At 50.4% G+C, this 19,074-nt stretch carries 31 protein-coding genes and 1 pseudogene; 1 reads left to right on the top strand and 31 read right to left on the bottom strand.

The annotated features are described in order from the left end of the window. The first annotated feature begins 33 nt into the window (after positions 1-33). Positions 34-1,407: a lysine 2,3-aminomutase gene (locus QMA35_RS14525; protein WP_281647877.1), complete on the top strand. Its 1,374-nt coding sequence runs from the start codon at positions 34-36 to the stop codon at positions 1,405-1,407. Between the two features lie 641 nt (positions 1,408-2,048). Here the strand turns inward: QMA35_RS14525 and QMA35_RS14520 are convergent. From QMA35_RS14520 to tuf, 31 genes and pseudogenes are all read right to left on the bottom strand, one after another. Beyond that, on the bottom strand, positions 2,049-3,209 hold the full coding sequence (locus QMA35_RS14520) for an alanine--glyoxylate aminotransferase family protein (protein ID WP_281647876.1): 1,161 nt from the start codon (positions 3,207-3,209) through the stop codon (positions 2,049-2,051). A gap of 74 nt (positions 3,210-3,283) precedes the next feature. Further along, positions 3,284-4,567: an amino acid permease gene (locus tag QMA35_RS14515; RefSeq protein ID WP_281647875.1), complete on the bottom strand. Its 1,284-nt coding sequence runs from the start codon at positions 4,565-4,567 to the stop codon at positions 3,284-3,286. Between the two features lie 152 nt (positions 4,568-4,719). Further along, the gene (gene rplQ, locus QMA35_RS14510; protein WP_281647874.1) at positions 4,720-5,106 is read right to left on the bottom strand and encodes a 50S ribosomal protein L17; all 387 of its coding nucleotides are present in this window, start codon (positions 5,104-5,106) and stop codon (positions 4,720-4,722) included. Between the two features lie 33 nt (positions 5,107-5,139). After that, a complete protein-coding gene (rpoA, locus tag QMA35_RS14505; RefSeq protein ID WP_281647873.1) occupies positions 5,140-6,141 on the bottom strand; it encodes a DNA-directed RNA polymerase subunit alpha in 1,002 nt (333 codons plus the stop codon). A gap of 30 nt (positions 6,142-6,171) precedes the next feature. Continuing rightward, entirely contained in the window at positions 6,172-6,792 is a 621-nt protein-coding gene (gene rpsD, locus QMA35_RS14500) for a 30S ribosomal protein S4 (protein ID WP_281647872.1), read from the bottom strand. 17 nt (positions 6,793-6,809) lie between these two features. After that, on the bottom strand, positions 6,810-7,199 hold the full coding sequence (gene rpsK / locus QMA35_RS14495; RefSeq protein ID WP_087112141.1) for a 30S ribosomal protein S11: 390 nt from the start codon (positions 7,197-7,199) through the stop codon (positions 6,810-6,812). A gap of 44 nt (positions 7,200-7,243) precedes the next feature. Further along, positions 7,244-7,600, bottom strand: a complete 357-nt coding sequence (gene rpsM, locus QMA35_RS14490) for a 30S ribosomal protein S13 (protein ID WP_281647871.1) — start codon at positions 7,598-7,600, stop codon at positions 7,244-7,246. A gap of 164 nt (positions 7,601-7,764) precedes the next feature. Then, a complete protein-coding gene (gene rpmJ / locus QMA35_RS14485; protein ID WP_155162175.1) occupies positions 7,765-7,881 on the bottom strand; it encodes a 50S ribosomal protein L36 in 117 nt (38 codons plus the stop codon). Positions 7,882-7,926: 45 nt separating this feature from the next. Beyond that, positions 7,927-9,252 carry a preprotein translocase subunit SecY gene (gene secY, locus QMA35_RS14480; protein ID WP_281647870.1) on the bottom strand — a complete coding sequence of 442 codons (1,326 nt, stop codon included), beginning with the start codon at positions 9,250-9,252 and terminating at the stop codon, positions 7,927-7,929. Further along, positions 9,253-9,687 (bottom strand): 50S ribosomal protein L15, encoded by a 435-nt coding sequence (gene rplO / locus QMA35_RS14475; protein WP_281647869.1) that lies wholly within the window; start codon positions 9,685-9,687, stop codon positions 9,253-9,255. 1 nt (position 9,688) lies between these two features. Beyond that, positions 9,689-9,874 carry a 50S ribosomal protein L30 gene (gene rpmD, locus QMA35_RS14470; protein ID WP_281647868.1) on the bottom strand — a complete coding sequence of 62 codons (186 nt, stop codon included), beginning with the start codon at positions 9,872-9,874 and terminating at the stop codon, positions 9,689-9,691. A 7-nt stretch (positions 9,875-9,881) separates the two neighbouring features. Further along, positions 9,882-10,391, bottom strand: a complete 510-nt coding sequence (rpsE, locus tag QMA35_RS14465) for a 30S ribosomal protein S5 (RefSeq protein WP_281647867.1) — start codon at positions 10,389-10,391, stop codon at positions 9,882-9,884. A 9-nt stretch (positions 10,392-10,400) separates the two neighbouring features. Continuing rightward, a complete protein-coding gene (rplR, locus tag QMA35_RS14460) occupies positions 10,401-10,751 on the bottom strand; it encodes a 50S ribosomal protein L18 (RefSeq protein WP_281647866.1) in 351 nt (116 codons plus the stop codon). Between the two features lie 25 nt (positions 10,752-10,776). Beyond that, the gene (gene rplF, locus QMA35_RS14455) at positions 10,777-11,310 is read right to left on the bottom strand and encodes a 50S ribosomal protein L6 (RefSeq protein WP_281647865.1); all 534 of its coding nucleotides are present in this window, start codon (positions 11,308-11,310) and stop codon (positions 10,777-10,779) included. Between the two features lie 12 nt (positions 11,311-11,322). After that, on the bottom strand, positions 11,323-11,715 hold the full coding sequence (rpsH, locus tag QMA35_RS14450) for a 30S ribosomal protein S8 (RefSeq protein ID WP_281647864.1): 393 nt from the start codon (positions 11,713-11,715) through the stop codon (positions 11,323-11,325). A gap of 25 nt (positions 11,716-11,740) precedes the next feature. After that, positions 11,741-12,046 (bottom strand): 30S ribosomal protein S14, encoded by a 306-nt coding sequence (gene rpsN / locus QMA35_RS14445; RefSeq protein WP_281647863.1) that lies wholly within the window; start codon positions 12,044-12,046, stop codon positions 11,741-11,743. A 13-nt stretch (positions 12,047-12,059) separates the two neighbouring features. After that, positions 12,060-12,599, bottom strand: coding sequence for a 50S ribosomal protein L5 (gene rplE, locus QMA35_RS14440; RefSeq protein WP_281647862.1), 540 nt, complete (start codon positions 12,597-12,599; stop codon positions 12,060-12,062). Between the two features lie 11 nt (positions 12,600-12,610). After that, positions 12,611-12,925, bottom strand: a complete 315-nt coding sequence (gene rplX / locus QMA35_RS14435) for a 50S ribosomal protein L24 (RefSeq protein ID WP_281647861.1) — start codon at positions 12,923-12,925, stop codon at positions 12,611-12,613. 9 nt (positions 12,926-12,934) lie between these two features. Next, positions 12,935-13,303: a 50S ribosomal protein L14 gene (rplN, locus tag QMA35_RS14430; protein ID WP_155162185.1), complete on the bottom strand. Its 369-nt coding sequence runs from the start codon at positions 13,301-13,303 to the stop codon at positions 12,935-12,937. 56 nt (positions 13,304-13,359) lie between these two features. After that, positions 13,360-13,623 carry a 30S ribosomal protein S17 gene (gene rpsQ, locus QMA35_RS14425; RefSeq protein ID WP_281647860.1) on the bottom strand — a complete coding sequence of 88 codons (264 nt, stop codon included), beginning with the start codon at positions 13,621-13,623 and terminating at the stop codon, positions 13,360-13,362. Between the two features lie 2 nt (positions 13,624-13,625). Beyond that, on the bottom strand, positions 13,626-13,817 hold the full coding sequence (rpmC, locus tag QMA35_RS14420; protein WP_281647859.1) for a 50S ribosomal protein L29: 192 nt from the start codon (positions 13,815-13,817) through the stop codon (positions 13,626-13,628). Then, on the bottom strand, positions 13,817-14,230 hold the full coding sequence (gene rplP, locus QMA35_RS14415; RefSeq protein WP_281647858.1) for a 50S ribosomal protein L16: 414 nt from the start codon (positions 14,228-14,230) through the stop codon (positions 13,817-13,819). Before rplP ends, rpmC begins: the two co-directional genes overlap by 1 nt. A gap of 12 nt (positions 14,231-14,242) precedes the next feature. Continuing rightward, on the bottom strand, positions 14,243-14,944 hold the full coding sequence (gene rpsC, locus QMA35_RS14410) for a 30S ribosomal protein S3 (RefSeq protein ID WP_281647857.1): 702 nt from the start codon (positions 14,942-14,944) through the stop codon (positions 14,243-14,245). Between the two features lie 11 nt (positions 14,945-14,955). Continuing rightward, positions 14,956-15,291 carry a 50S ribosomal protein L22 gene (gene rplV, locus QMA35_RS14405; RefSeq protein ID WP_281647856.1) on the bottom strand — a complete coding sequence of 112 codons (336 nt, stop codon included), beginning with the start codon at positions 15,289-15,291 and terminating at the stop codon, positions 14,956-14,958. An 11-nt stretch (positions 15,292-15,302) separates the two neighbouring features. Continuing rightward, a complete protein-coding gene (gene rpsS, locus QMA35_RS14400) occupies positions 15,303-15,581 on the bottom strand; it encodes a 30S ribosomal protein S19 (protein WP_281647855.1) in 279 nt (92 codons plus the stop codon). A gap of 18 nt (positions 15,582-15,599) precedes the next feature. Further along, on the bottom strand, positions 15,600-16,424 hold the full coding sequence (gene rplB / locus QMA35_RS14395) for a 50S ribosomal protein L2 (protein WP_281647854.1): 825 nt from the start codon (positions 16,422-16,424) through the stop codon (positions 15,600-15,602). Positions 16,425-16,435: 11 nt separating this feature from the next. Next, entirely contained in the window at positions 16,436-16,732 is a 297-nt protein-coding gene (rplW, locus tag QMA35_RS14390; RefSeq protein ID WP_281647853.1) for a 50S ribosomal protein L23, read from the bottom strand. After that, entirely contained in the window at positions 16,729-17,331 is a 603-nt protein-coding gene (gene rplD / locus QMA35_RS14385) for a 50S ribosomal protein L4 (protein ID WP_281647852.1), read from the bottom strand. The genes rplW and rplD overlap by 4 nt, the downstream gene beginning before the upstream one ends. A 14-nt stretch (positions 17,332-17,345) precedes the next feature. Continuing rightward, entirely contained in the window at positions 17,346-18,014 is a 669-nt protein-coding gene (gene rplC, locus QMA35_RS14380; RefSeq protein WP_281647851.1) for a 50S ribosomal protein L3, read from the bottom strand. A 119-nt stretch (positions 18,015-18,133) separates the two neighbouring features. After that, positions 18,134-18,457 carry a 30S ribosomal protein S10 gene (gene rpsJ / locus QMA35_RS14375; protein ID WP_281647850.1) on the bottom strand — a complete coding sequence of 108 codons (324 nt, stop codon included), beginning with the start codon at positions 18,455-18,457 and terminating at the stop codon, positions 18,134-18,136. Positions 18,458-18,685: 228 nt separating this feature from the next. Next, positions 18,686-19,074 (bottom strand): annotated as a pseudogene (gene tuf / locus QMA35_RS14370) (elongation factor Tu); the annotation flags it as partial.

Below are 19,074 nucleotides of genomic sequence, written 5' to 3'. Positions count from 1 at the left end.
TTCAGCCTATTCCTATTTATACGAGGAACTTCGATGCCTAACAGCAACGATGCAGTTCATTTGATCGCTTCCAGCGAAGAACGTCGCCCTTATAAGGTCTACACCGAGCGCAACCTCAACAGCATTGAACAGTTCATGGCTTTGCCAGAAGAGATGCAGTTTGAAGTCCGTGTTGTTGCCAGCGTTCTTCCTTTCCGTGTAAACGAGTATGTGGTTAACGAACTGATCGATTGGAGCTGTGTACCGAACGATCCCGTATTCCGTCTGATGTTCCCGCTGAAAGGCATGCTCAAGCCTGAGCAGTTTGAACTTATGGCTGAGTTACACCGCAATGGCGCATCTGTTGAAGAGATTAAAGAAGCAGCCCGAAAGATTCAGTACTCTATGAATCCACACCCTGCTGGCCAGCTGACCATGAACCGCCCAATGGTTGATGGAAAAGTTGTAACCGGTATGCAGCACAAATACCGTGAAACAGCACTGTACTTCCCAAGCCAGGGTCAGACTTGCCACAGTTACTGCACGTTCTGCTTCCGCTGGAGCCAGTTCATTGGTGAGGATGAGCTGAAGATGGCTGCTACTGAAGCGACCACGATGCACAAATACCTGAAGCAACACCCAGAAATCACTGACCTGCTGTTCACCGGTGGTGACCCACTGGTTATGAAGACTCGTCTGCTGAAAGAATACCTGCTGCCTCTGCTGGAGCCTGAGTTCGATCACATCAAGAACATCCGTATCGGTTCCAAGACCCTGACCTTCTGGCCATACCGGTTTGTTTCTGACGACGATGCTGCTGAGCTGCTGGCATTGTTCAGCAAAATCACGGCTTCCGGCAAGCAGCTGGCATTTATGGCACATTTCGACCATTATCAGGAGCTGAAGACTGACGTCTGCAAAGAAGCTATCAAACGCATCCGTGCTACCGGCACCATGATCCGTGCACAGGCTCCTTTAACCCGTCACATCAACAACGATCCTGATGTTTGGGTGAAGAACTGGCAGACTCAGCTGTCTCTGGGCATTGTTCCTTACTACTTCTTCGTAGCCCGTGACACTGGTGCCAAACACTACTTCGAAATTCCTCTGGCCGAAGCTTACGAAATCTACCGTGAAGCGATTAATCGTATGTCCGGTCTTGGTCGTACGGTTCGTGGACCTTCCATGAGTGCTGGCCCAGGTAAGATTGAAATCACTGGTGTTGCTGAAATAAACAACGAGAAAGTATTTGTTCTACGCTTCCTGCAGGGTCGCAACCCAGAGTGGTGCTACCGTCCATTCTTCGCCAAGTACAATGAAAAAGCTACCTGGCTGGATCAGCTGGAACCTGCTTTCGGAGAAGAGAAGTTTTTCTTTGAAGATGAATATGCAGACATGTTTACAGTGGCTGATACCGACGCTGCTTAATTGATATCTGTAGCATAGAAGCCGCATATCACACTATGCGGCTTCTGTTCCGATAACTGCCAGAACGGTGTTTTATCCAATAGCCCCATATTCTCTGAGGGGTTAAAGGCATTGAACTATTTCATCCGGGATTTCTAACAGTCAACAAAAAACTGTTTCGGACTATTCCAATTTTCGTCAACAACTCCCATAAACCTGACAGTGACCATCCAGTGTAACTGTCAGGTCAATAAAAGCTTATGCCTGAATGCTTAACTGCAAGGAGCCGGTCTCATAACAGGCCCTACCTCAATGCCTGATATAATCTCATAGCTGGAGCCGTCGTAATCACGGGAATTAAGTAATGGCAAAATCAAGGGTATTGTATTCGGCTCTTCGGCTTTAAGACATAAGTCACAGACCCTTAAAATTGCCTGATTCCCACTGTAAGTCAGCCAGTTTAAGCAACCTTTCTGGCATCGGGACTTTGTTCTTAGGCATGACGTCACCCTCTCCTGCATATAAAGCCAGTGTCGTTAGCTTGGTCTGCGAATCGTGGCTGAGATCAGGTGGTAATCAGGTATCGGTATGCCAAAGTGGGCGAAAACAAAAAACCGCAGCGAGAAGTTCAACTGCGGTTTTATTGGTCAATAAAAAGGTTTTTAACTATTGTAAACGGCCATCGCCGCTTCAGTTGCTCCAGACTTACCCAGAACAGCCTGCAACGCTCCCAGACAGAACAGAACATTTGTCTTTGTAGCGGCACAACCCATCAAGCCAATACGCCAAACTTTACCGGCAAAGTCACCAAGACCAGCACCAATTTCAAGGTTGTAATCGTTTAACAGTTGAGAACGAACGGCTGCGTCATCAGCGCCTTCTGGAATAGTCACCAGATTCAACTGTGCAAGACGTTCATCTGCAGGAACAACCATCGACATTCCCATAGCTTCGAGACCTGCAACCAGCGCATTATGGTGCTGCTGATGGCGTACCCAGGCATTTTCAATACCTTCTTCCTGGAGAATGACCAGAGACTCATGCAAGGCGTAGAGATCATTGACAGGAGCTGTATGGTGGTAAGCACGCTTGGCACCTTTACCCCAATAACCCATAACCAGGTTCAGATCAAGGAACCAGCTTTGAACCTTGGTTTTACGATTCTGAATTTTATCCACGGCTCTCTGGCTAAAGCTTACAGGAGAAAGACCAGGCACACAGGAGAGACACTTCTGCGTACCGGAATAGATAGCATCGATACCCCAGGCATCCACTTCCAGTTGACTGCCGCCAAGAGAAGTAACAGCATCAACAATCGTCAGGCAGTTGTGTTCACGGGCAAGTGCGCAAAGCTTCTCTGCATCGCTGCGGGCACCTGTTGAAGTTTCTGCATGAACAAAAGACAAAATCACGGCATCTGGATTTGCCTTCAGGGTTTCTTCCACAGCTGCCGGGTCAACAGCACGACCCCACTCACCCTGAACGATAACGGCCTCACCGCCGCAACGCTCAACATTCTCTTTCATCCGCATACCAAACACGCCATTGATGCAGACAATAACTTTGTCACCTGGCTCAACGAGGTTGGCGAAGCAGGTTTCCATTCCCGCAGAGCCGGGAGCGGAAACAGGTAAGGTCAGCGCATTCTCAGTACGGAAGGCGTATTGCAGTAGCTCTTTGACCTCATCCATCATTCGTACAAATTCAGGATCGAGGTGACCTATAGTTGGGCGTGAAAGCGCTTCCGTGACACGAGGGTAAACGTCAGAAGGCCCTGGCCCCATCAATGTGCGCTTGGGTGGGTGAAAAGATTGGATAGTCATCGGTGCCCTGCTCTTGATTCTGTTTTTTTGAAGCGGCCAAATCATAACACAGCCGCCACGCTCTGCAGGAAGCCCTATCCAGCAATAAGAGAAATAATAAATCCGGTCACAACTACTGCCCCACCAACAAGAACATAAACATCCTGGGGCTTGCTTTTCATTCTACTAAGCGACGGAAATTTATAAATCGCAAAGAGGGGAATAAAAAACACGACAAGTGCCATCATTGGAGCCACCAATCCTGCGATTACTTCAAGAATATCCCAGTTGCTGATCGCTGCCATCCAACAACTAACTGAAGCCAGAGCAACGCTGATGCGATGTACAGATGCAGGTGTAGCCGTGTTACGCCCAGTTATGTGGTTTACAGTGTGAGACAGAATGCCGTTAATCAATTCAACTGTGCCAAGAAAGAAACCAAAGAATGATGTAGCAATGGAAAGAAACGCAATAATTGGCGCAATAAGTGAAAACCAGGGGTTTCCTGAGCTGTTCGCCAGCACTGATAGAATTGGCAGGTTGCCGTGTTGAGATTCCATTAACTGCTGAGGCGTTAGACAAAGCAGCGAAGACACAACAAAAAACAGGATGACAATAAATAACAGCACTGTACTGATAAGGTGGACCATATCAACCGACTGATAGTGTTCTTTTGAAGCCCCTTTGTGCTCTCGGTAACCACGTGCCATAACTGCACACATAGGAGCGTGATAGAAGGAGAATGTCATAACCGGGAGACCAAGAAGGATTACTTTCCAGAACTCATTACTCTCTGGCTTATAAAATAAAAAATTCAATTGCCAGTAAGGTACGAGATAAACAGCCATGCACAACATAATTAAAGTCAGTGGGGTAACCATGGCACTGGCAACCCTTAATAACCATTTCTCCCCTCCTGCTAAAACAGTCACCAGAAGAATAATTAGAATGGCAGAGATGTATTTACTGTCAGGAACAACCTGTTGTAGTTGATGACCAATAAAACTGGTGGTGATATTTGTAATTCCTATTGCGTAAATCAACAATGTAGGAAAAACGGACAAGAAACAAACCAGAATGAAAAGCGCTGAGTAACGCTTTGGAAATGTGTGACGAATAACACTGTGCATATCTGCCCCAGGCATTTCCGGACTCAAACATACACGGGAAAGATTGCGGTGGCTAAACAAGACAAGAGGCACACAAAAAATCGTGAGCACTAGAATGGGTAAAATTCCCCCCGTACCGACAGCAAAAGGGAGGTAAAGAACGCCTGCACCGAGACCTGTACCGGCAAGAGCCATAACCCAGGCTAAATCATACCTTGAAACTGGAACTTTCTTGCCAGCAGAGGAGTAAACAGCTGATTTTTTTTCCAAACCCGAGCTCCCATGGAAATATCCGTACCAGTATAGATTCGGAATCACAGTAAAAATTGCTAGGCCGGGATAACAACAACGTTATATGAAAAAGGTTTCTTACAGGCATAAAAAAACCGGGCAAAGCCCGGTTCTTCTGAGATCTGGTGATCTTATTCTTCGTCAGCAGCTTCTACTGCAACGGGACGATCAACCAGTTCTACGTATGCCATAGGAGCAGCATCGCCTTGACGATAGCCACACTTCAGGATACGGATGTAACCGCCTGGGCGCTCTTTGTAACGAGGACCCAGATCTGTGAACAATTTACCAACGGTAGACTTGTTACGCAGACGGTCAAATGCCAGACGGCGGTTGGCTACGGAATCTTCCTTAGCCAGAGTAATCAGAGGCTCAGCCACACGGCGAAGTTCCTTCGCTTTAGGCAGAGTCGTCTTAATCACTTCGTGCTCAACCAAGGAAGCAGTCATGTTCTTAAACATCGCCTGGCGATGTGAACTGTTCCGGTTAAGCTTACGTCCACTCTTACGATGACGCATGATTCTTCATCCTTACCAGATAAGACTGGTGGTTTAAGCTGAAACCTTGTCGTCGGACTTCAGGCTAGCCGGCGGCCAGTTGTCGAGGCGCATACCAAGACTCAGACCACGGGAAGCGAGAACGTCTTTGATCTCGGTAAGGGACTTTTTGCCCAGGTTCGGGGTTTTCAGCAGCTCAACCTCTGTGCGCTGAATCAGATCACCGATATAGTAGATGTTCTCTGCCTTCAGGCAGTTGGCGCTACGAACAGTCAGCTCCAGATCATCTACAGGACGCAGCAAGATAGGATCGACTTCGTCTTCCTTCTGCTCCGGTTCGGGCTCTGCATCTCCCTCCAGGTCAACGAAAACAGCCAGTTGCTGCTGCAAGATAGTTGCAGCGCGACGGATGGCTTCATCAGGATCAAGGGTACCATTGGTTTCCAGATCCAAGACCAGTTTATCGAGGTCAGTACGCTGTTCTACACGTGCACGCTCAACAACATAGGAGACTCTGTGCACAGGGCTGTAGGTGGCATCAAGCTGGAGGCGACCGATAGAACGGCTCTCTTCTTCGTCAGTACGACGTTGATCGGCAGTTTCATAACCACGACCACGACGTACCAGAAGCTTCATGTTGAGATCACCTTTCTCGCTCACGTGAGCAATCACGTGATCAGGATTCAGGATCTCAACATCATGATCCAGCTGGATATCACCAGCAGTAACAACACCAGCCCCTTTATGGGCCAGGGTCAGAGTCGCTTCATCACGACCACTCATGCGAAGCGCAAGACCTTTCAGGTTCAGAAGAATGTCGATGACATCTTCCTGCACACCTTCTACTGTGCTGTACTCATGCTGCACCCCGTCGATCTCGGCTTCGACAACAGCACATCCTGGCATTGAGGACAGCAGAATACGCCGCAGTGCATTACCCAACGTGTGACCGAAACCACGCTCGAGAGGCTCGAGAGTAATCTTGGCACGTGTTGCGCTGTGTTCCTCAACGTCGATGTGACGCGGAGTCAAAAATTCTGTAGCCGAGTTCTGCATGGATGAACACCCCACCTAGTTATCTATCCCTTACTTGGAGTACAGCTCGACGATCAGATTTTCGTTGATGTCGGCTGACAGATCACTCCGCTCAGGTTGAGCCTTGAAAGTACCTTCTTTCTTCTTGGCATCAACCTCTACCCACACGGAGAAACCGCGTTGGGCGGCCAGTTCCAGAGCTGCGTTAATACGCATTTGGTTCTGAGCCTTCTCGCGGACAGCGACAACATCACCAGGCTTAACCTGGTAGGACGGGATGTTGACTGTCTTACCATTAACAATGATGGCTTTGTGGCTAACCAGCTGACGTGCTTCTGCACGAGTGGAACCAAAACCCATACGATATACTACATTATCCAGACGACCTTCCAACAGTTGCAACAGGTTTACGCCAGTTGCACCTTTCAGACGGTCAGCTTCTGTGTAGTAATTACGGAATTGCTTTTCCAGTACACCGTACAAACGACGTACTTTCTGCTTTTCACGCAACTGGACACCATAGTCTGACAAACGTCCGCGACGTTGACCATGTTGTCCTGGGATAACCTCAGCGCGACACTTGGACTCGTGTGGACGAACACCACTCTTCAGAAAGAGGTCGGTGCCTTCACGACGAGACAGCTTACACTTGGGACCTATATATCTTGCCATTTGACCCTATCTCCTGTTTACACGCGACGCTTTTTAGGCGGACGACAGCCATTATGCGGGATCGGGGTAACATCTGTGATGTTAGTGATCTTGTATCCGCAGGCGTTCAGTGCGCGAACAGCAGACTCACGGCCGGGGCCGGGGCCTTTTACACAAACGTCAAGATTCTTCAGACCGTACTCAGCGGCTGCATTTCCCGCGCGCTCCGCAGCTACCTGGGCAGCAAATGGAGTACTTTTACGAGAACCACGGAAACCGGAACCACCAGCGGTGGCCCAGGAAAGCGTATTGCCCTGGCGGTCGGTAATTGTCACGATGGTGTTATTGAAGGAAGCGTGGATGTGTGCAACACCGTCCACAACTGTCTTCTTCACCTTTTTACGTGAACGAATACCTGGCTTTGCCATATCAGAATTGTTCCTGTATTTAGACGACTGGAAGAACCAGTTGTTTACTTACGAATCGGCTTACGTGGGCCCTTACGGGTACGCGCATTAGTTTTAGTGCGCTGTCCACGAACCGGAAGATTGCGACGATGACGAAGACCGCGGTAGCAGCCAAGATCCATCAGACGCTTAATGTTCATGCTGATTTCGCGACGCAGGTCACCTTCGGTGGTGAATTCACCAACCGCGGTACGCAGCTTCTCGATATCATCATCATTCAGATCAGAGATCTTGGCAGAAGGGCTTACGCCAGTTGCTGCACAAATTTTCTGAGCTGTGTGCTGACCAACACCAAAAATGTAAGTCAGAGAGATAACAGTATGTTTGTTATCCGGAATATTGACGCCAGCAATACGGGCCATTCAATCGTCTCCGTGAGTTTCGCCTAATTGCAACGCGAAGGTCTAAACCCAAATCGAAAGGTGGCGCATAGTACATGCTATTCCACCACAAAGCAACCGCCTGAATACCTGAGCCTTATGGCTCAAGCCAGGCGGTCAATCGAAACGGGGTCAAACCTGAGCGATTAGCCCTGACGTTGCTTATGTCGGGGTTCTTTGCTGCAGATTACGCGAACAGCACCCTTACGCTTGATGATCTTGCAATCGCGGCAGATCTTCTTTACAGAAGCACGAACTTTCATGATTCTCTCCACTATCGGCAGAGCTATGTTTTCAACAGCATGGAATCAACGGATCAAGCCGCCGGAACCATAACCCTTAAGATTAGCTTTTTTCATCAGGGACTCATACTGATTAGACATCAGATGAGACTGAATCTGCGCCATGGTATCCATGACAACCACTACAACAATCAGCAGTGATGTACCACCCAAGTAGAACGGTACGTTAGCCCATACCACCAGAAACTGGGGCAGAAGGCAAACTGCAGTCATGTAAACAGCGCCAACCATAGTGAGCTTTGTCAGTACGCTATCAATGTAACGTGCCGTGTGCTCACCTGGACGGATACCAGGAATAAAAGCTCCTGACTTCTTCAGGTTATCTGCTACGTCCTTCGGATTGAAGACCAGAGCAGTGTAGAAGAAGCAGAAAAATACAATACCAAATGTGAACAATATAATGTTCAACGGTTGGCCTGGCCCAAGAGCCAAAGCAATATCCTGCAGCCAACCCAGCCCTTCACCCTGACCAAACCATTGTGCAATGGAGGCTGGGAACAGAAGAATACTGGAGGCGAAGATTGCTGGGATAACCCCGGCCATATTCACCTTAAGCGGCAGATGACTGCTTTGAGCCGCGAACACCTTACGACCCTGCTGACGCTTAGCGTAGTTAACCGTGATACGACGTTGACCGCGTTCCACAAATACTACACCAGCGATGACAACGACAGCCAGTACGGCTACCACCAGCAAAGCAAGGATATTCACGTCACCCTGACGAGCGGACTCGAAAGACTGAACAATTGCGCCTGGCAAACCTGCGACAATACCTGCGAAAATCAGAACCGAAATACCATTACCGATACCTCGCTCCGTAACTTGTTCGCCGAGCCACATCATGAACACGGCACCAGTCACAAATGTTGCGACAGCCACGAAGTAAAAACTGAAGTCAACGCTGAACGCCACACCCTGATTTGCCAGACCGACAGTCATACCAGTTCCCTGAATCAGGGCCAGAATCACTGTGCCATAGCGAGTGTATTGGCTGATCTTGCGCCGACCACTTTCGCCTTCTTTCTTCAGCTGCTCGAGCTGGGGGCTTACCACTGTCATCAGCTGCATAATTATAGATGCAGAGATGTAGGGCATAATTCCCAAAGCAAGTACAGACATACGCTCCAGTGCACCACCGGAGAACATGTTGAAGAGACCTAAAATGGTTCCTTCGTTCTGACTGAACAGCTGTGCCAATCTATCCGGGTTGATACCGGGAACAGGGATATGCGCCCCGACCCGGTACACCAGGATGGCTAGAAAGACAAACCGTACGCGAGACCAGAGCTCGCTCAGTCCGTTCTGATTTCCCACAGGTAATGTCTTAGCCATTTAGTCCTCGATCTTACCACCAGCAGCTTCGATAGCGGCACGGGCACCTTTAGTGACCGCCAATCCCTTGATGGTGACAGCTTTGCTTAGCTCACCAGACAGAACAACTTTCGCACGCTTGATGCTGTTGTTGATCAGGTCTGCTGCACGCAGAGCTTCCAGATCGATAACTTCAGCTTCAACCTGAGCCAGTTCGGCCAGACGAATTTCTGCAGTTACACGAGCCAGACGAGACGTGAAACCATATTTTGGAAGACGACGCTGCAGTGGCTGCTGACCGCCTTCAAAACCTGGCTTAACACCACCACCAGAACGGGACTTCTGACCTTTGTGGCCGCGGCCACCAGTCTTACCGATACCGCTACCGATACCACGACCGACGCGCTTACCACTTTTGTGGCTACCTTCGGCCGGAGACAGAGTATTCAGTTTCATATTACTCTCCTTCGACGCGAACGAGGTAGTTAACCTTGTTCACCATACCGCGAACGGAAGGGGTATCTTCCACTTCAACAGTGTGACCGATTCGACGGAGGCCGAGACCCTGAACGCAGGCCCTGTGGCTTTTCAGTCGACCGTTAGCACTCTTTACGAGTGTTACTTTGATCTTCTTATCTGCCATGTGAACCTCACAGGATCTCTTCGACAGTCTTGCCGCGCTTAGCTGCAACTTCTTCAGGAGCGCGAACGCCCTTCAGACCGTTGAAAGTAGCGCGAACAACGTTAACTGGGTTGGTAGAACCGTAGCACTTGGCCAGTACGTTCTGAACACCAGCTACTTCCAGTACGGCACGCATTGCGCCGCCAGCGATAACGCCGGTACCTTCAGAAGCAGGCTGCATGTAAACTTTGGAAGCGCCGTGAGCAGCCTTCACTGGGTACTGAATAGTTGTACCATTCAGATCAACCTGGATCATGTTGCGACGAGCAGATTCCATAGCCTTCTGGATGGCGACTGGCACTTCACGCGCCTTGCCACGACCGAAGCCTACTTTTCCTTTTCCATCACCAACGACAGTCAGAGCGGTAAAGCCGAAAATACGACCACCTTTAACTACCTTGGCAACACGGTTTACTTGTACCAGCTTTTCGATAAGGCCTTCATCGTTAGCCTTATCTTTGCGATCTTCTTTAGCCATGACGACCCCTTAGAATTCCAGTCCGTTTTCACGGGCTGCATCGGCGAGAGCCTTCACACGACCGTGATACTTAAATCCGGAGCGGTCAAAGGCAACCTTGGCGATACCTGCCGCCTTGGCGCGCTCTGCTACCAGAGCTCCAACCTTTGTGGCCGCATCAACGTTACCTGTGGCTTCGTCGCGCAGATCCTTCTCTACAGTAGAAGCTGCTGCCAGAACCTTGCCGCCCTCTGCGTCAATCACCTGTGCATAGATGTGACGCGGAGTGCGGTGCACGGTCAGGCGGGCAACGCGAAGTTCACGCATTTTCATCCGAGAGCGCTTGGCACGGCGCAAACGGGCTACTTTCTTTTCGCTCATAATCTTACCCTTATATACCTAACCGTTACTTCTTCTTGGCTTCCTTGCGGCGAACCATTTCATCAGCGTAACGGACACCCTTACCCTTGTAAGGCTCCGGACGACGGAAGTCGCGGATTTCGGCAGCGACCTGACCAACAAGCTGCTTATCGATTCCCTTAATCAGAACTTCAGTCTGACTTGGGGTTTCAGCAGTCACACCTTCTGGAAGAGCGTACTCAACCGGATTGGAGAAGCCCAGGGACAGGTTCAGAACCTTCCCCTTGAGCTGTGCACGATAACCAACACCAACCAGCTGAAGCTTCTTTTCAAAGCCAGCGTGGACGCCGGTAACCATGTTGCTGACCAGAGCACGAGTCGTACCAGACATGGCACGAGATGTCTTACTTCCATCACGAGCTTCGAAAGTCAGGACGTTTTCTTCCCGCTTGATCTCAACAGCCTGATGGATATCCATCTGCAGCTGACCCTTACTGCCTTTAACAGCAATGTGGTCAGAAGACAGCTTAATTTCTACACCGGAAGGAAGTTCAACCGGGGTCTTCGCAATACGAGACATTCCGATCCTCCCTTAGAATACAGTGCAGATTACTTCACCACCAACACCCTGAGAACGGGCGGCGCGATCAGTCATCACGCCCTTGTTGGTGGAGACAATTGCAACACCCAGACCACCGTTAACCTTAGGCAGGTCAGCAGCAGCAGAGTAGTTACGAAGACCAGGACGACTTACGCGCTTGATCTCTTCAATAACAGGCTTGCCTTCAAAGTACTTCAGCTCGATAGTCATCTGAGCTTTAACTTCACTGTCTACCTTGTAGTCAGTGATGTAGCCTTCACCCTTCAGAACTTCGGCAACAGCAGCCTTAATTTTTGAAGCAGGCATAGCGACAGAAGCATGTTCTGCCATCTGGGCATTACGGATGCGAGTTAGCATATCTGCTAACGGGTCCTGCATACTCATAGTTGCACTCTCCTAGTCAACGACCTTACCAGCTAGCCTTAGTCAGGCCTGGAACATCACCGCGCATAGCAGCTTCACGCAGCTTGATGCGGCTCAGGCCGAACTTACGCAGGTATGCGTGAGGGCGACCAGTGATACGACAGCGGTTACGAAGACGAGCTTTGGAAGCGTCACGTGGCTGCTTTTGCAAAGCAACTGTGGCGTCCCAACGCTCTTCTTCAGAGCTGGCAGGGCTGTTGATAATATCTTTCAGTTCAGCGCGCTTCTGGGCGTACTTAGCAACAGTTTTCTGTCGCTTCAGTTCGCGCTGTTTCATGGATTCCTTAGCCATATACCTCGTTACCTCAGTTACGGAAAGGGAAGTTAAACGCTTTCAGAAGCGCACGACCTTCGTCATCAGACTTGGCGGTCGTAGTAAAGGTGATGTCCAGACCGCGCAGAGTATCGATTTTATCGTAATCGATCTCTGGGAACATGATCTGTTCTTTAACACCCATGCTGTAGTTGCCACGACCGTCAAAGGACTTGGCACTCACACCGCGAAAGTCACGTACACGTGGCAGTGCGATGTCAACCAGACGCTCCAGGAACTCATACATACGCTCATCACGCAGAGTTACCTTAACGCCGATTGGCCAACCTTCACGAACTTTAAAGCCGGCAACAGATTTGCGAGCCTTGGTTACAACAGGCTTCTGGCCAGCGATCTTCTGCAGATCTGCCAGAGCGTGTTCGATAACCTTCTTATCGCCAATCGCTTCACCAACACCCATGTTAAGGGTGATCTTGGTGATTTTCGGTACTTCGTTAACGTTCTTGAGACCCAGTTCCTTTTGGATAACGGGTACAAGTTCGTCACGAAACTTTCTTTTGAATTCAGCCATTTGCCAGCCCCTTACGCGTCAACCGGTTTGCCAGTGGACTTGAATACGCGTTGCTTCTTACCATCTTCGATGGAGAAACCAACACGGTCAGCCTTACTAGCTTCCGGATTCCAGATGGCAACGTTGGAAGCTTGAATAAGAGCTTCTTTTTCAACGATACCGCCAGGCTGGCCCAGCATCGGGTTAGGCTTCTGGTGCTTTTTCACCATGTTCACGCCCTGTACCAGGACACGACCATCGGCGTTTACACTCAGAACCTTCCCACGCTTGCCTTTGTCTTTGCCAGCAATGACTACGATTTCATCGTCACGACGAATCTTTTTCACGGTAACTCCTTACAGCACTTCAGGTGCAAGAGAGATGATCTTCATAAACTGCTCACCACGCAGCTCACGAGTCACCGGGCCAAAGATACGGGTGCCGATAGGCTGGTTCTGCGCATTCAGCAGAACAGCTGCGTTGCCATCGAAACGGATCAGAGATCCATCTGGACGACGAACACCCTTACGAGTGCGAACGACCACGGCATTCATTACCTGGCCCTTCTTCACTTTACCGCGAGGAATCGCTTCCTTTACGGTGACCTTGATGATGTCACCGATACCAGCATAACGGCGATGAGAGCCGCCCAGTACCTTAATGCACTGAACGCGGCGGGCACCACTGTTATCTGCTACTTCGAGTTGTGTCTCGGTCTGAATCATTTTCAGTTCTCCTCAAACTGCAGACTCAAGCCGGCCATTACGACCGGTTGATAGCCTTATATTTGAGTCGCACGCTCTTCAATGGAAACAAGCTCAAAAGACTTGTTCTTGGACAGAGGACGAGTCTCACGGATAACAACAGTGTCACCCATGCAGCACTCATTCTTCTCGTCATGAGCATGCAATTTCGTAGAACGCTTTACGATCTTGCCGTAAAGCGGATGAGTTACACGGCGCTCAACGAGGACAGTAATGGTTTTGTCCATCTTGTCGCTCACGACCTTGCCGGTCAGTGTACGGACTTTCTTGGTCTCTGCCATCTTTATTTACCTGCCTTCTCAGTCAGCACCGACTTCACTCGGGCAATATCCCGACGGGTCTGCTTCAGCAGATGAGTCTGCTTCAGCTGACCAGTAGTCATTTGCATGCGGAAGTTAAACTGCTCCCGCAGCAAGTCGATCAGCTGAGTGTTCAGCTCATCGACAGACTTTTCACGCAGCTCTGCCGCATTCATTACATCACACCCCGCTTAACGAAAACTGTCTTAATAGGCAGCTTGGCAGCGGCGAGAGCAAAGGCTTCACGAGCCAGCTCTTCAGAAACGCCTTCCATTTCATACAGGACGCGACCCGGCTGAATCTGCGCTACCCAGTACTCAACGCTACCCTTACCTTTACCTTGACGAACCTCGAGAGGCTTCTTGGTAATAGGCTTGTCAGGAAAGATCCGAATCCAGATCTTACCGCCACGCTTAACGTGACGAGTCATCGCCCGACGTGCAGCTTCGATTTGGCGTGCAGTTATACGTCCACGACCAACAGCTTTCAAGGCGTATTCGCCGAAGCTGACCTTGGAACCGCGTTGAGCCAGACCGCGGTTGCGGCCCTTCATCTGCTTGCGGAATTTAGTACGCTTAGGTTGGAGCATATTGGTAACTCCTTACTTCTTAGCGGCCGGCTTCTTGCGAGGACGACGAGCAGGTTTCTTCTGCTCCTTCTCTTCCTCACGAACACCGCCGATAACTTCGCCCTTGAAGATCCACACTTTGACGCCAATAACACCGTAGGTGGTATGGGCTTCGTAAGTGGCGTAATCGATATCCGCACGCAGAGTGTGCAGAGGCACGCGGCCTTCGCGATACCATTCGGTACGCGCAATTTCAGCGCCACCTAAACGGCCGGACAGCTGAATCTTGATGCCCTTGGCACCCAGACGCATAGCATTCTGTACAGAGCGCTTCATGGCTCGGCGGAACATCACACGACGCTCCAGCTGACCAGCAATACTCTGTGCAACCAGCTTGGCGTCGGTTTCAGGCTTGCGTACTTCTTCGATGTTGACGTGAACAGGCACGCCCATCATCTTGTTCAGTGCCTGACGCAGCTTCTCAACGTCTTCACCCTTCTTACCAATCACGATACCGGGACGGGCAGTGTGGATAGTAACGCGAGCGCTTTGCGCAGGACGCTGAATATCAATACGGCTAACAGAAGCGTTCTTCAGTTTCTCTTCCAGAAAGGAACGAACTTTCAGATCCGCATTCAGTTTGTCAGCGTATTCGGCACCTTCGGCATACCAAACAGAGGTATGCTCTTTAACGATACCCAGGCGAATGCCTGTAGGATGTACTTTTTGACCCATCTGATCGCTCCTTAAACCTCTGCAACCTTAACGGTAATGTGGCAAGACCGCTTCAGGATGCGATCAGCACGGCCTTTGGCACGAGGCTTGATGCGCTTCAGTGTCATACCTTCGTTAACGAAAGCAGAAGACACCTTCAGTTCATCAATATCCATACCTTCGTTGTGCTCAGCATTAGCTACAGCAGACTCCAGAGTTTTCTTAACCAGCTCAGCAGCTTTTTTAGTGCTGAAGGTTAAGGTTTCCAGAGCTTCTGCAACATTCTTTCCGCGAATCAGGTCGACAACCAAGCGAGCCTTCTGGGCAGAAATGCGAGCGCCGTTGTGTGTAGCAGCTACTTCTTTCATCTCAATACCCCTTAGCGCTTCTTGGCCTTCTTGTCTGCAGCGTGGCCGCGATAGGTGCGGGTGGCTGCAAACTCGCCCAGCTTGTGACCTACCATCTCTTCAGAGACGAATACAGGCACGTGCTGACGACCATTGTGAACCGCAATAGTTAAGCCAACCATCTGCGGGATGATCATGGAACGGCGAGACCAGGTTTTGATCGGGCGCTTGTTACCAGCCCCTACCGCGTCCTCCACCTTTTTTAACAGGTGCAGGTCGATAAAAGGACCTTTCTTAAGTGAACGTGGCACAGTGTTATCCTCTCAAACTTACTTGGTGCGGCGACGGACAATAAACTTGTCGGTGCGCTTGTTGGAGCGAGTCTTCTTGCCCTTCGTAGGTACGCCCCACGGAGTAACAGGATGACGGCCACCGGAAGTCCGGCCTTCACCACCACCATGCGGGTGGTCTACCGGGTTCATAGCCACACCGCGAACGGTAGGACGAACACCACGCCAGCGTTTGGCACCAGCCTTACCCAAAGAGCGCAGGCCGTGCTCACCGTTGGAAACCTCACCCAGAGTTGCACGACAGTCAGCCAGGACCTTACGCATTTCGCCGGAGCGCAGACGCAGAGTTACATAGGCACCTTCACGTGCAACCAGCTGGGCAGAAGTGCCAGCGGAACGAATCATTTGCGCACCCTTGCCAGGCTTCAATTCCACACAGTGGATAACAGAACCCTGAGGAATGTTACGCAGAGGCAGAGTATTGCCAGCTTTGATTGGCGCGTGAACGCCAGACACCAGCTCATCTCCAGCCTTCACACCCTTAGGTGCAATAATGTAGCGACGCTCACCATCGATGTACTTCAACAGTGCAATGTGCGCAGTACGGTTCGGATCGTATTCCAGACGCTCAACGATGGCAGGAATGCCATCCTTGTTACGACGAAAATCAACGATACGATAATGCTGCTTGTGACCACCACCAACGTGACGAGTAGTGATACGACCAGCATTGTTACGACCACCACTCTTGCTCTTCTTTTCCAGAAGAGGAGCGTGAGGCTTGCCCTTGTGCAGGTCAGGGTTAACGACCTTGACTACAAAGCGGCGCCCCGGAGAAGTGGGTTTACACTTAACAACAGCCATTGTCTGTCTCCTTATTCAGCGTCCGCGAAGTCAATTTCCTGACCAGCATCCAGGGTTACGTACGCCTTTTTCCAGTCGCCACGCTTGCCCAGACCACGCATAGTGCGCTTGGTCTTACCCTTCACGTTGACAGTAGTTACTGCCTTCACTTTAACTTCGAACAGTTGTTCGACAGCCTTTTTCACTTCCAGCTTGTTCGCATCGGTAGCGATTTTGAACACGTACTGGTTATGCGCCTCAGCCACAACCGAAGACTTCTCGGAAATGTGGGGACCAATGAGGACTTTCAGCAGTCGTTCCTGATTCATCCCAGCATCTCCTCAAACTTCTTGATTGCGTCGACAGTCATGATGACTTTGTCGTGCGCAACCAGGCTGACCGGATCAATACCCTGAACATCACGCACGTCAACGTGAGGAATGTTACGAGCAGACAGGTAAACATTTTCGTCTACAACGTCAGAAACGATCAGAGCGTTAGTTGCTTCAAGCTCAGTCAGCTTGGCAACCATTGCTTTGGTCTTAGGAGTTTCTGCCTTAAACTCAGAAACGATAACCAGACGCTCCTGACGAACCAACTCAGACAGAATGGAACGCAGCGCGCCGCGATACATCTTTTTGTTGAGCTTGTTGCTGTGATCCTGAGGACGAGCGGCAAAAGTAGTACCGCCCCCGCGCCACAGTGGGCTACGAATGGTACCAGCACGTGCACGCCCAGTACCTTTCTGACGGAAAGGCTTACGACCACCGCCACGTACATCGCTGCGAGTCTTCTGTGCTTTGGTACCCTGACGAGCACCAGCAAGGAAGCTAACAACGGCCTGGTGAACCAGGGCTTCGTTGAATTCAACGCCGAAGGTCACATCGGAAACCTTAAGGGCGTCTGCACCAATTACGTTCAGATCCATGTTCAAACCCCCTATCAGGCTGCCGCACCGGCCTTAACGGCAGGTTTGATAACAACATCAGCGCCAGTAGCACCCGGTACCGCACCCTTAATGAGGAGCAGATTACGCTCAGCATCAACACGAACAACTTCCAGGGACTGAACAGTCACCTGTGCGTCACCCATGTGACCAGCCATTTTCTTGCCCTTGAAGACACGACCAGGAGTCTGACACTGACCAATAGAACCAGGAGCACGGTGAGACAGGGAGTTACCATGAGTCGCATCCTGCATACGGAAATTCCAGCGCTTAACGCCACCCTGGAAACCCTTACCCTTGGAACGACCGGTAACATCGATCTTCTGACCAGCAGAGAACATCTCTACAGTCAGCTTGTCGCCAGCTTTGAGCTCAGCAACGGAGTCCAAACGGAACTCCCAAAGACCACGACCAGCTTCAACTTCCGCCTTGGCGAAATGACCAGCTTCAGGCTTGGAAACCCGAGAGGCCTTTTTGGAGCCGGTAGTAACCTGAATAGCAGAGTAACCATCAGCTTCATCAGAACGAATCTGAGTAACGACGTTAGGCTCTACTTCTACAACAGTAACAGGCAGGGATGCACCGTCTTCGGTAAAGATGCGGGTCATGCCACACTTCTTACCGATTAGGCCCAAAGCCCGCTTGCCATTTTCTTGACTAGACATAGTCTACCTCTTTCGTGTACGGGGCTTTTACCCGCTATGGCCGCCCATTCCAGAGCGTTACACAAGCAAGAACCGCCCCACTCTTTTTTAGGAGAGCTGGCAATTCAAGCCTGAATTCTTTAGCCAAGGCTAATCTGAACTTCCACACCCGCAGCCAGGTCGAGCTTCATCAGAGCATCAACTGTCTTTTCGGTGGGCTCGACGATATCGAGCAGGCGCTTGTGAGTACGGATCTCGTACTGATCACGCGCGTCTTTGTTGACGTGCGGAGAAGTCAGTACGGTGAATTTTTCCTTGCGGGTAGGCAGAGGGATAGGACCACGAACCTGTGCACCAGTACGCTTCGCAGTATCAACAATTTCCTGCGTGGACTGATCGATCAGGCGATGATCAAAAGCCTTGAGTCGAATGCGGATTTGTTGAGCTTTAGGCTGCTGACTCATCTTAGTAACCCAGTAGGTGTTTAAAGAACGAAAATCCGCCCACTCAAAAGGTGGGCGGATATAAAAGAGAGCGGCATTTTAAGATTCGTCAACACCCTTGTCAACAAAACCCCAAAAAGCATTTCCCCTTTCTTACCTCGTAAAAACCCCTGACTCACGCCAGGGGCTTTTCGATCATAGCTATTTCAATAGCTGCTTACGCAACTACCTCTGCATTTAAGCAGTGAATTAGTCCAGGATCTTGGCAACAACACCGGCGCCAACAGTACGACCACCTTCGCGGATAGCGAAACGCAGACCGTCTTCCATTGCGATAGGTGCAATCAGGGTAACAACCATCTGGATGTTATCGCCTGGCATTACCATTTCAACACCTTCTGGCAGCTCAACGTTACCGGTTACGTCAGTTGTACGGAAGTAGAACTGTGGACGGTAGCCCTTGAAGAATGGCGTGTGACGACCACCTTCATCTTTGGACAGAACGTAAACTTCGGATTCAAAGGTGGTGTGAGGAGTTACGGAACCAGGCTTAACCAGACACTGGCCACGCTCGATCTCTTCACGCTTAACACCACGCAGCAGGGCTCCAACGTTCTCACCTGCACGACCTTCGTCGA

Source organism: Parendozoicomonas sp. Alg238-R29, assembly GCF_947331445.1.
Lineage (GTDB): Bacteria > Pseudomonadota > Gammaproteobacteria > Pseudomonadales > Endozoicomonadaceae > Sansalvadorimonas.
This window is presented reverse-complemented; position numbering and strand designations above follow the sequence as displayed.

Bases quoted from the DNA above. Each gene is read 5' to 3' on its own strand.
- QMA35_RS14525 (WP_281647877.1), top strand. From the start codon at position 34: ATGCCTAACAGCAACGATGCAGTTCATTTGATCGCTTCCAGCGAAGAA.
- QMA35_RS14520 (WP_281647876.1), bottom strand. From the start codon at position 3,209: ATGACTATCCAATCTTTTCACCCACCCAAGCGCACATTGATGGGGCCA.
- rplQ (WP_281647874.1), bottom strand. From the start codon at position 5,106: ATGCGTCATCGTAAGAGTGGACGTAAGCTTAACCGGAACAGTTCACAT.
- rpoA (WP_281647873.1), bottom strand. From the start codon at position 6,141: ATGCAGAACTCGGCTACAGAATTTTTGACTCCGCGTCACATCGACGTT.
- rpsD (WP_281647872.1), bottom strand. From the start codon at position 6,792: ATGGCAAGATATATAGGTCCCAAGTGTAAGCTGTCTCGTCGTGAAGGC.
- rpsK (WP_087112141.1), bottom strand. From the start codon at position 7,199: ATGGCAAAGCCAGGTATTCGTTCACGTAAAAAGGTGAAGAAGACAGTT.
- rpsM (WP_281647871.1), bottom strand. From the start codon at position 7,600: ATGGCCCGTATTGCTGGCGTCAATATTCCGGATAACAAACATACTGTT.
- rpmJ (WP_155162175.1), bottom strand. From the start codon at position 7,881: ATGAAAGTTCGTGCTTCTGTAAAGAAGATCTGCCGCGATTGCAAGATC.
- secY (WP_281647870.1), bottom strand. From the start codon at position 9,252: ATGGCTAAGACATTACCTGTGGGAAATCAGAACGGACTGAGCGAGCTC.
- rplO (WP_281647869.1), bottom strand. From the start codon at position 9,687: ATGAAACTGAATACTCTGTCTCCGGCCGAAGGTAGCCACAAAAGTGGT.
- rpmD (WP_281647868.1), bottom strand. From the start codon at position 9,874: ATGGCAGATAAGAAGATCAAAGTAACACTCGTAAAGAGTGCTAACGGT.
- rpsE (WP_281647867.1), bottom strand. From the start codon at position 10,391: ATGGCTAAAGAAGATCGCAAAGATAAGGCTAACGATGAAGGCCTTATC.
- rplR (WP_281647866.1), bottom strand. From the start codon at position 10,751: ATGAGCGAAAAGAAAGTAGCCCGTTTGCGCCGTGCCAAGCGCTCTCGG.
- rplF (WP_281647865.1), bottom strand. From the start codon at position 11,310: ATGTCTCGTATTGCGAAGACCCCGGTTGAACTTCCTTCCGGTGTAGAA.
- rpsH (WP_281647864.1), bottom strand. From the start codon at position 11,715: ATGAGTATGCAGGACCCGTTAGCAGATATGCTAACTCGCATCCGTAAT.
- rpsN (WP_281647863.1), bottom strand. From the start codon at position 12,046: ATGGCTAAGGAATCCATGAAACAGCGCGAACTGAAGCGACAGAAAACT.
- rplE (WP_281647862.1), bottom strand. From the start codon at position 12,599: ATGGCTGAATTCAAAAGAAAGTTTCGTGACGAACTTGTACCCGTTATC.
- rplN (WP_155162185.1), bottom strand. From the start codon at position 13,303: ATGATTCAGACCGAGACACAACTCGAAGTAGCAGATAACAGTGGTGCC.
- rpsQ (WP_281647860.1), bottom strand. From the start codon at position 13,623: ATGGCAGAGACCAAGAAAGTCCGTACACTGACCGGCAAGGTCGTGAGC.
- rpmC (WP_281647859.1), bottom strand. From the start codon at position 13,817: ATGAATGCGGCAGAGCTGCGTGAAAAGTCTGTCGATGAGCTGAACACT.
- rplP (WP_281647858.1), bottom strand. From the start codon at position 14,230: ATGCTCCAACCTAAGCGTACTAAATTCCGCAAGCAGATGAAGGGCCGC.
- rpsC (WP_281647857.1), bottom strand. From the start codon at position 14,944: ATGGGTCAAAAAGTACATCCTACAGGCATTCGCCTGGGTATCGTTAAA.
- rplV (WP_281647856.1), bottom strand. From the start codon at position 15,291: ATGAAAGAAGTAGCTGCTACACACAACGGCGCTCGCATTTCTGCCCAG.
- rplB (WP_281647854.1), bottom strand. From the start codon at position 16,424: ATGGCTGTTGTTAAGTGTAAACCCACTTCTCCGGGGCGCCGCTTTGTA.
- rplW (WP_281647853.1), bottom strand. From the start codon at position 16,732: ATGAATCAGGAACGACTGCTGAAAGTCCTCATTGGTCCCCACATTTCC.
- rplD (WP_281647852.1), bottom strand. From the start codon at position 17,331: ATGGATCTGAACGTAATTGGTGCAGACGCCCTTAAGGTTTCCGATGTG.
- rplC (WP_281647851.1), bottom strand. From the start codon at position 18,014: ATGTCTAGTCAAGAAAATGGCAAGCGGGCTTTGGGCCTAATCGGTAAG.
- rpsJ (WP_281647850.1), bottom strand. From the start codon at position 18,457: ATGAGTCAGCAGCCTAAAGCTCAACAAATCCGCATTCGACTCAAGGCT.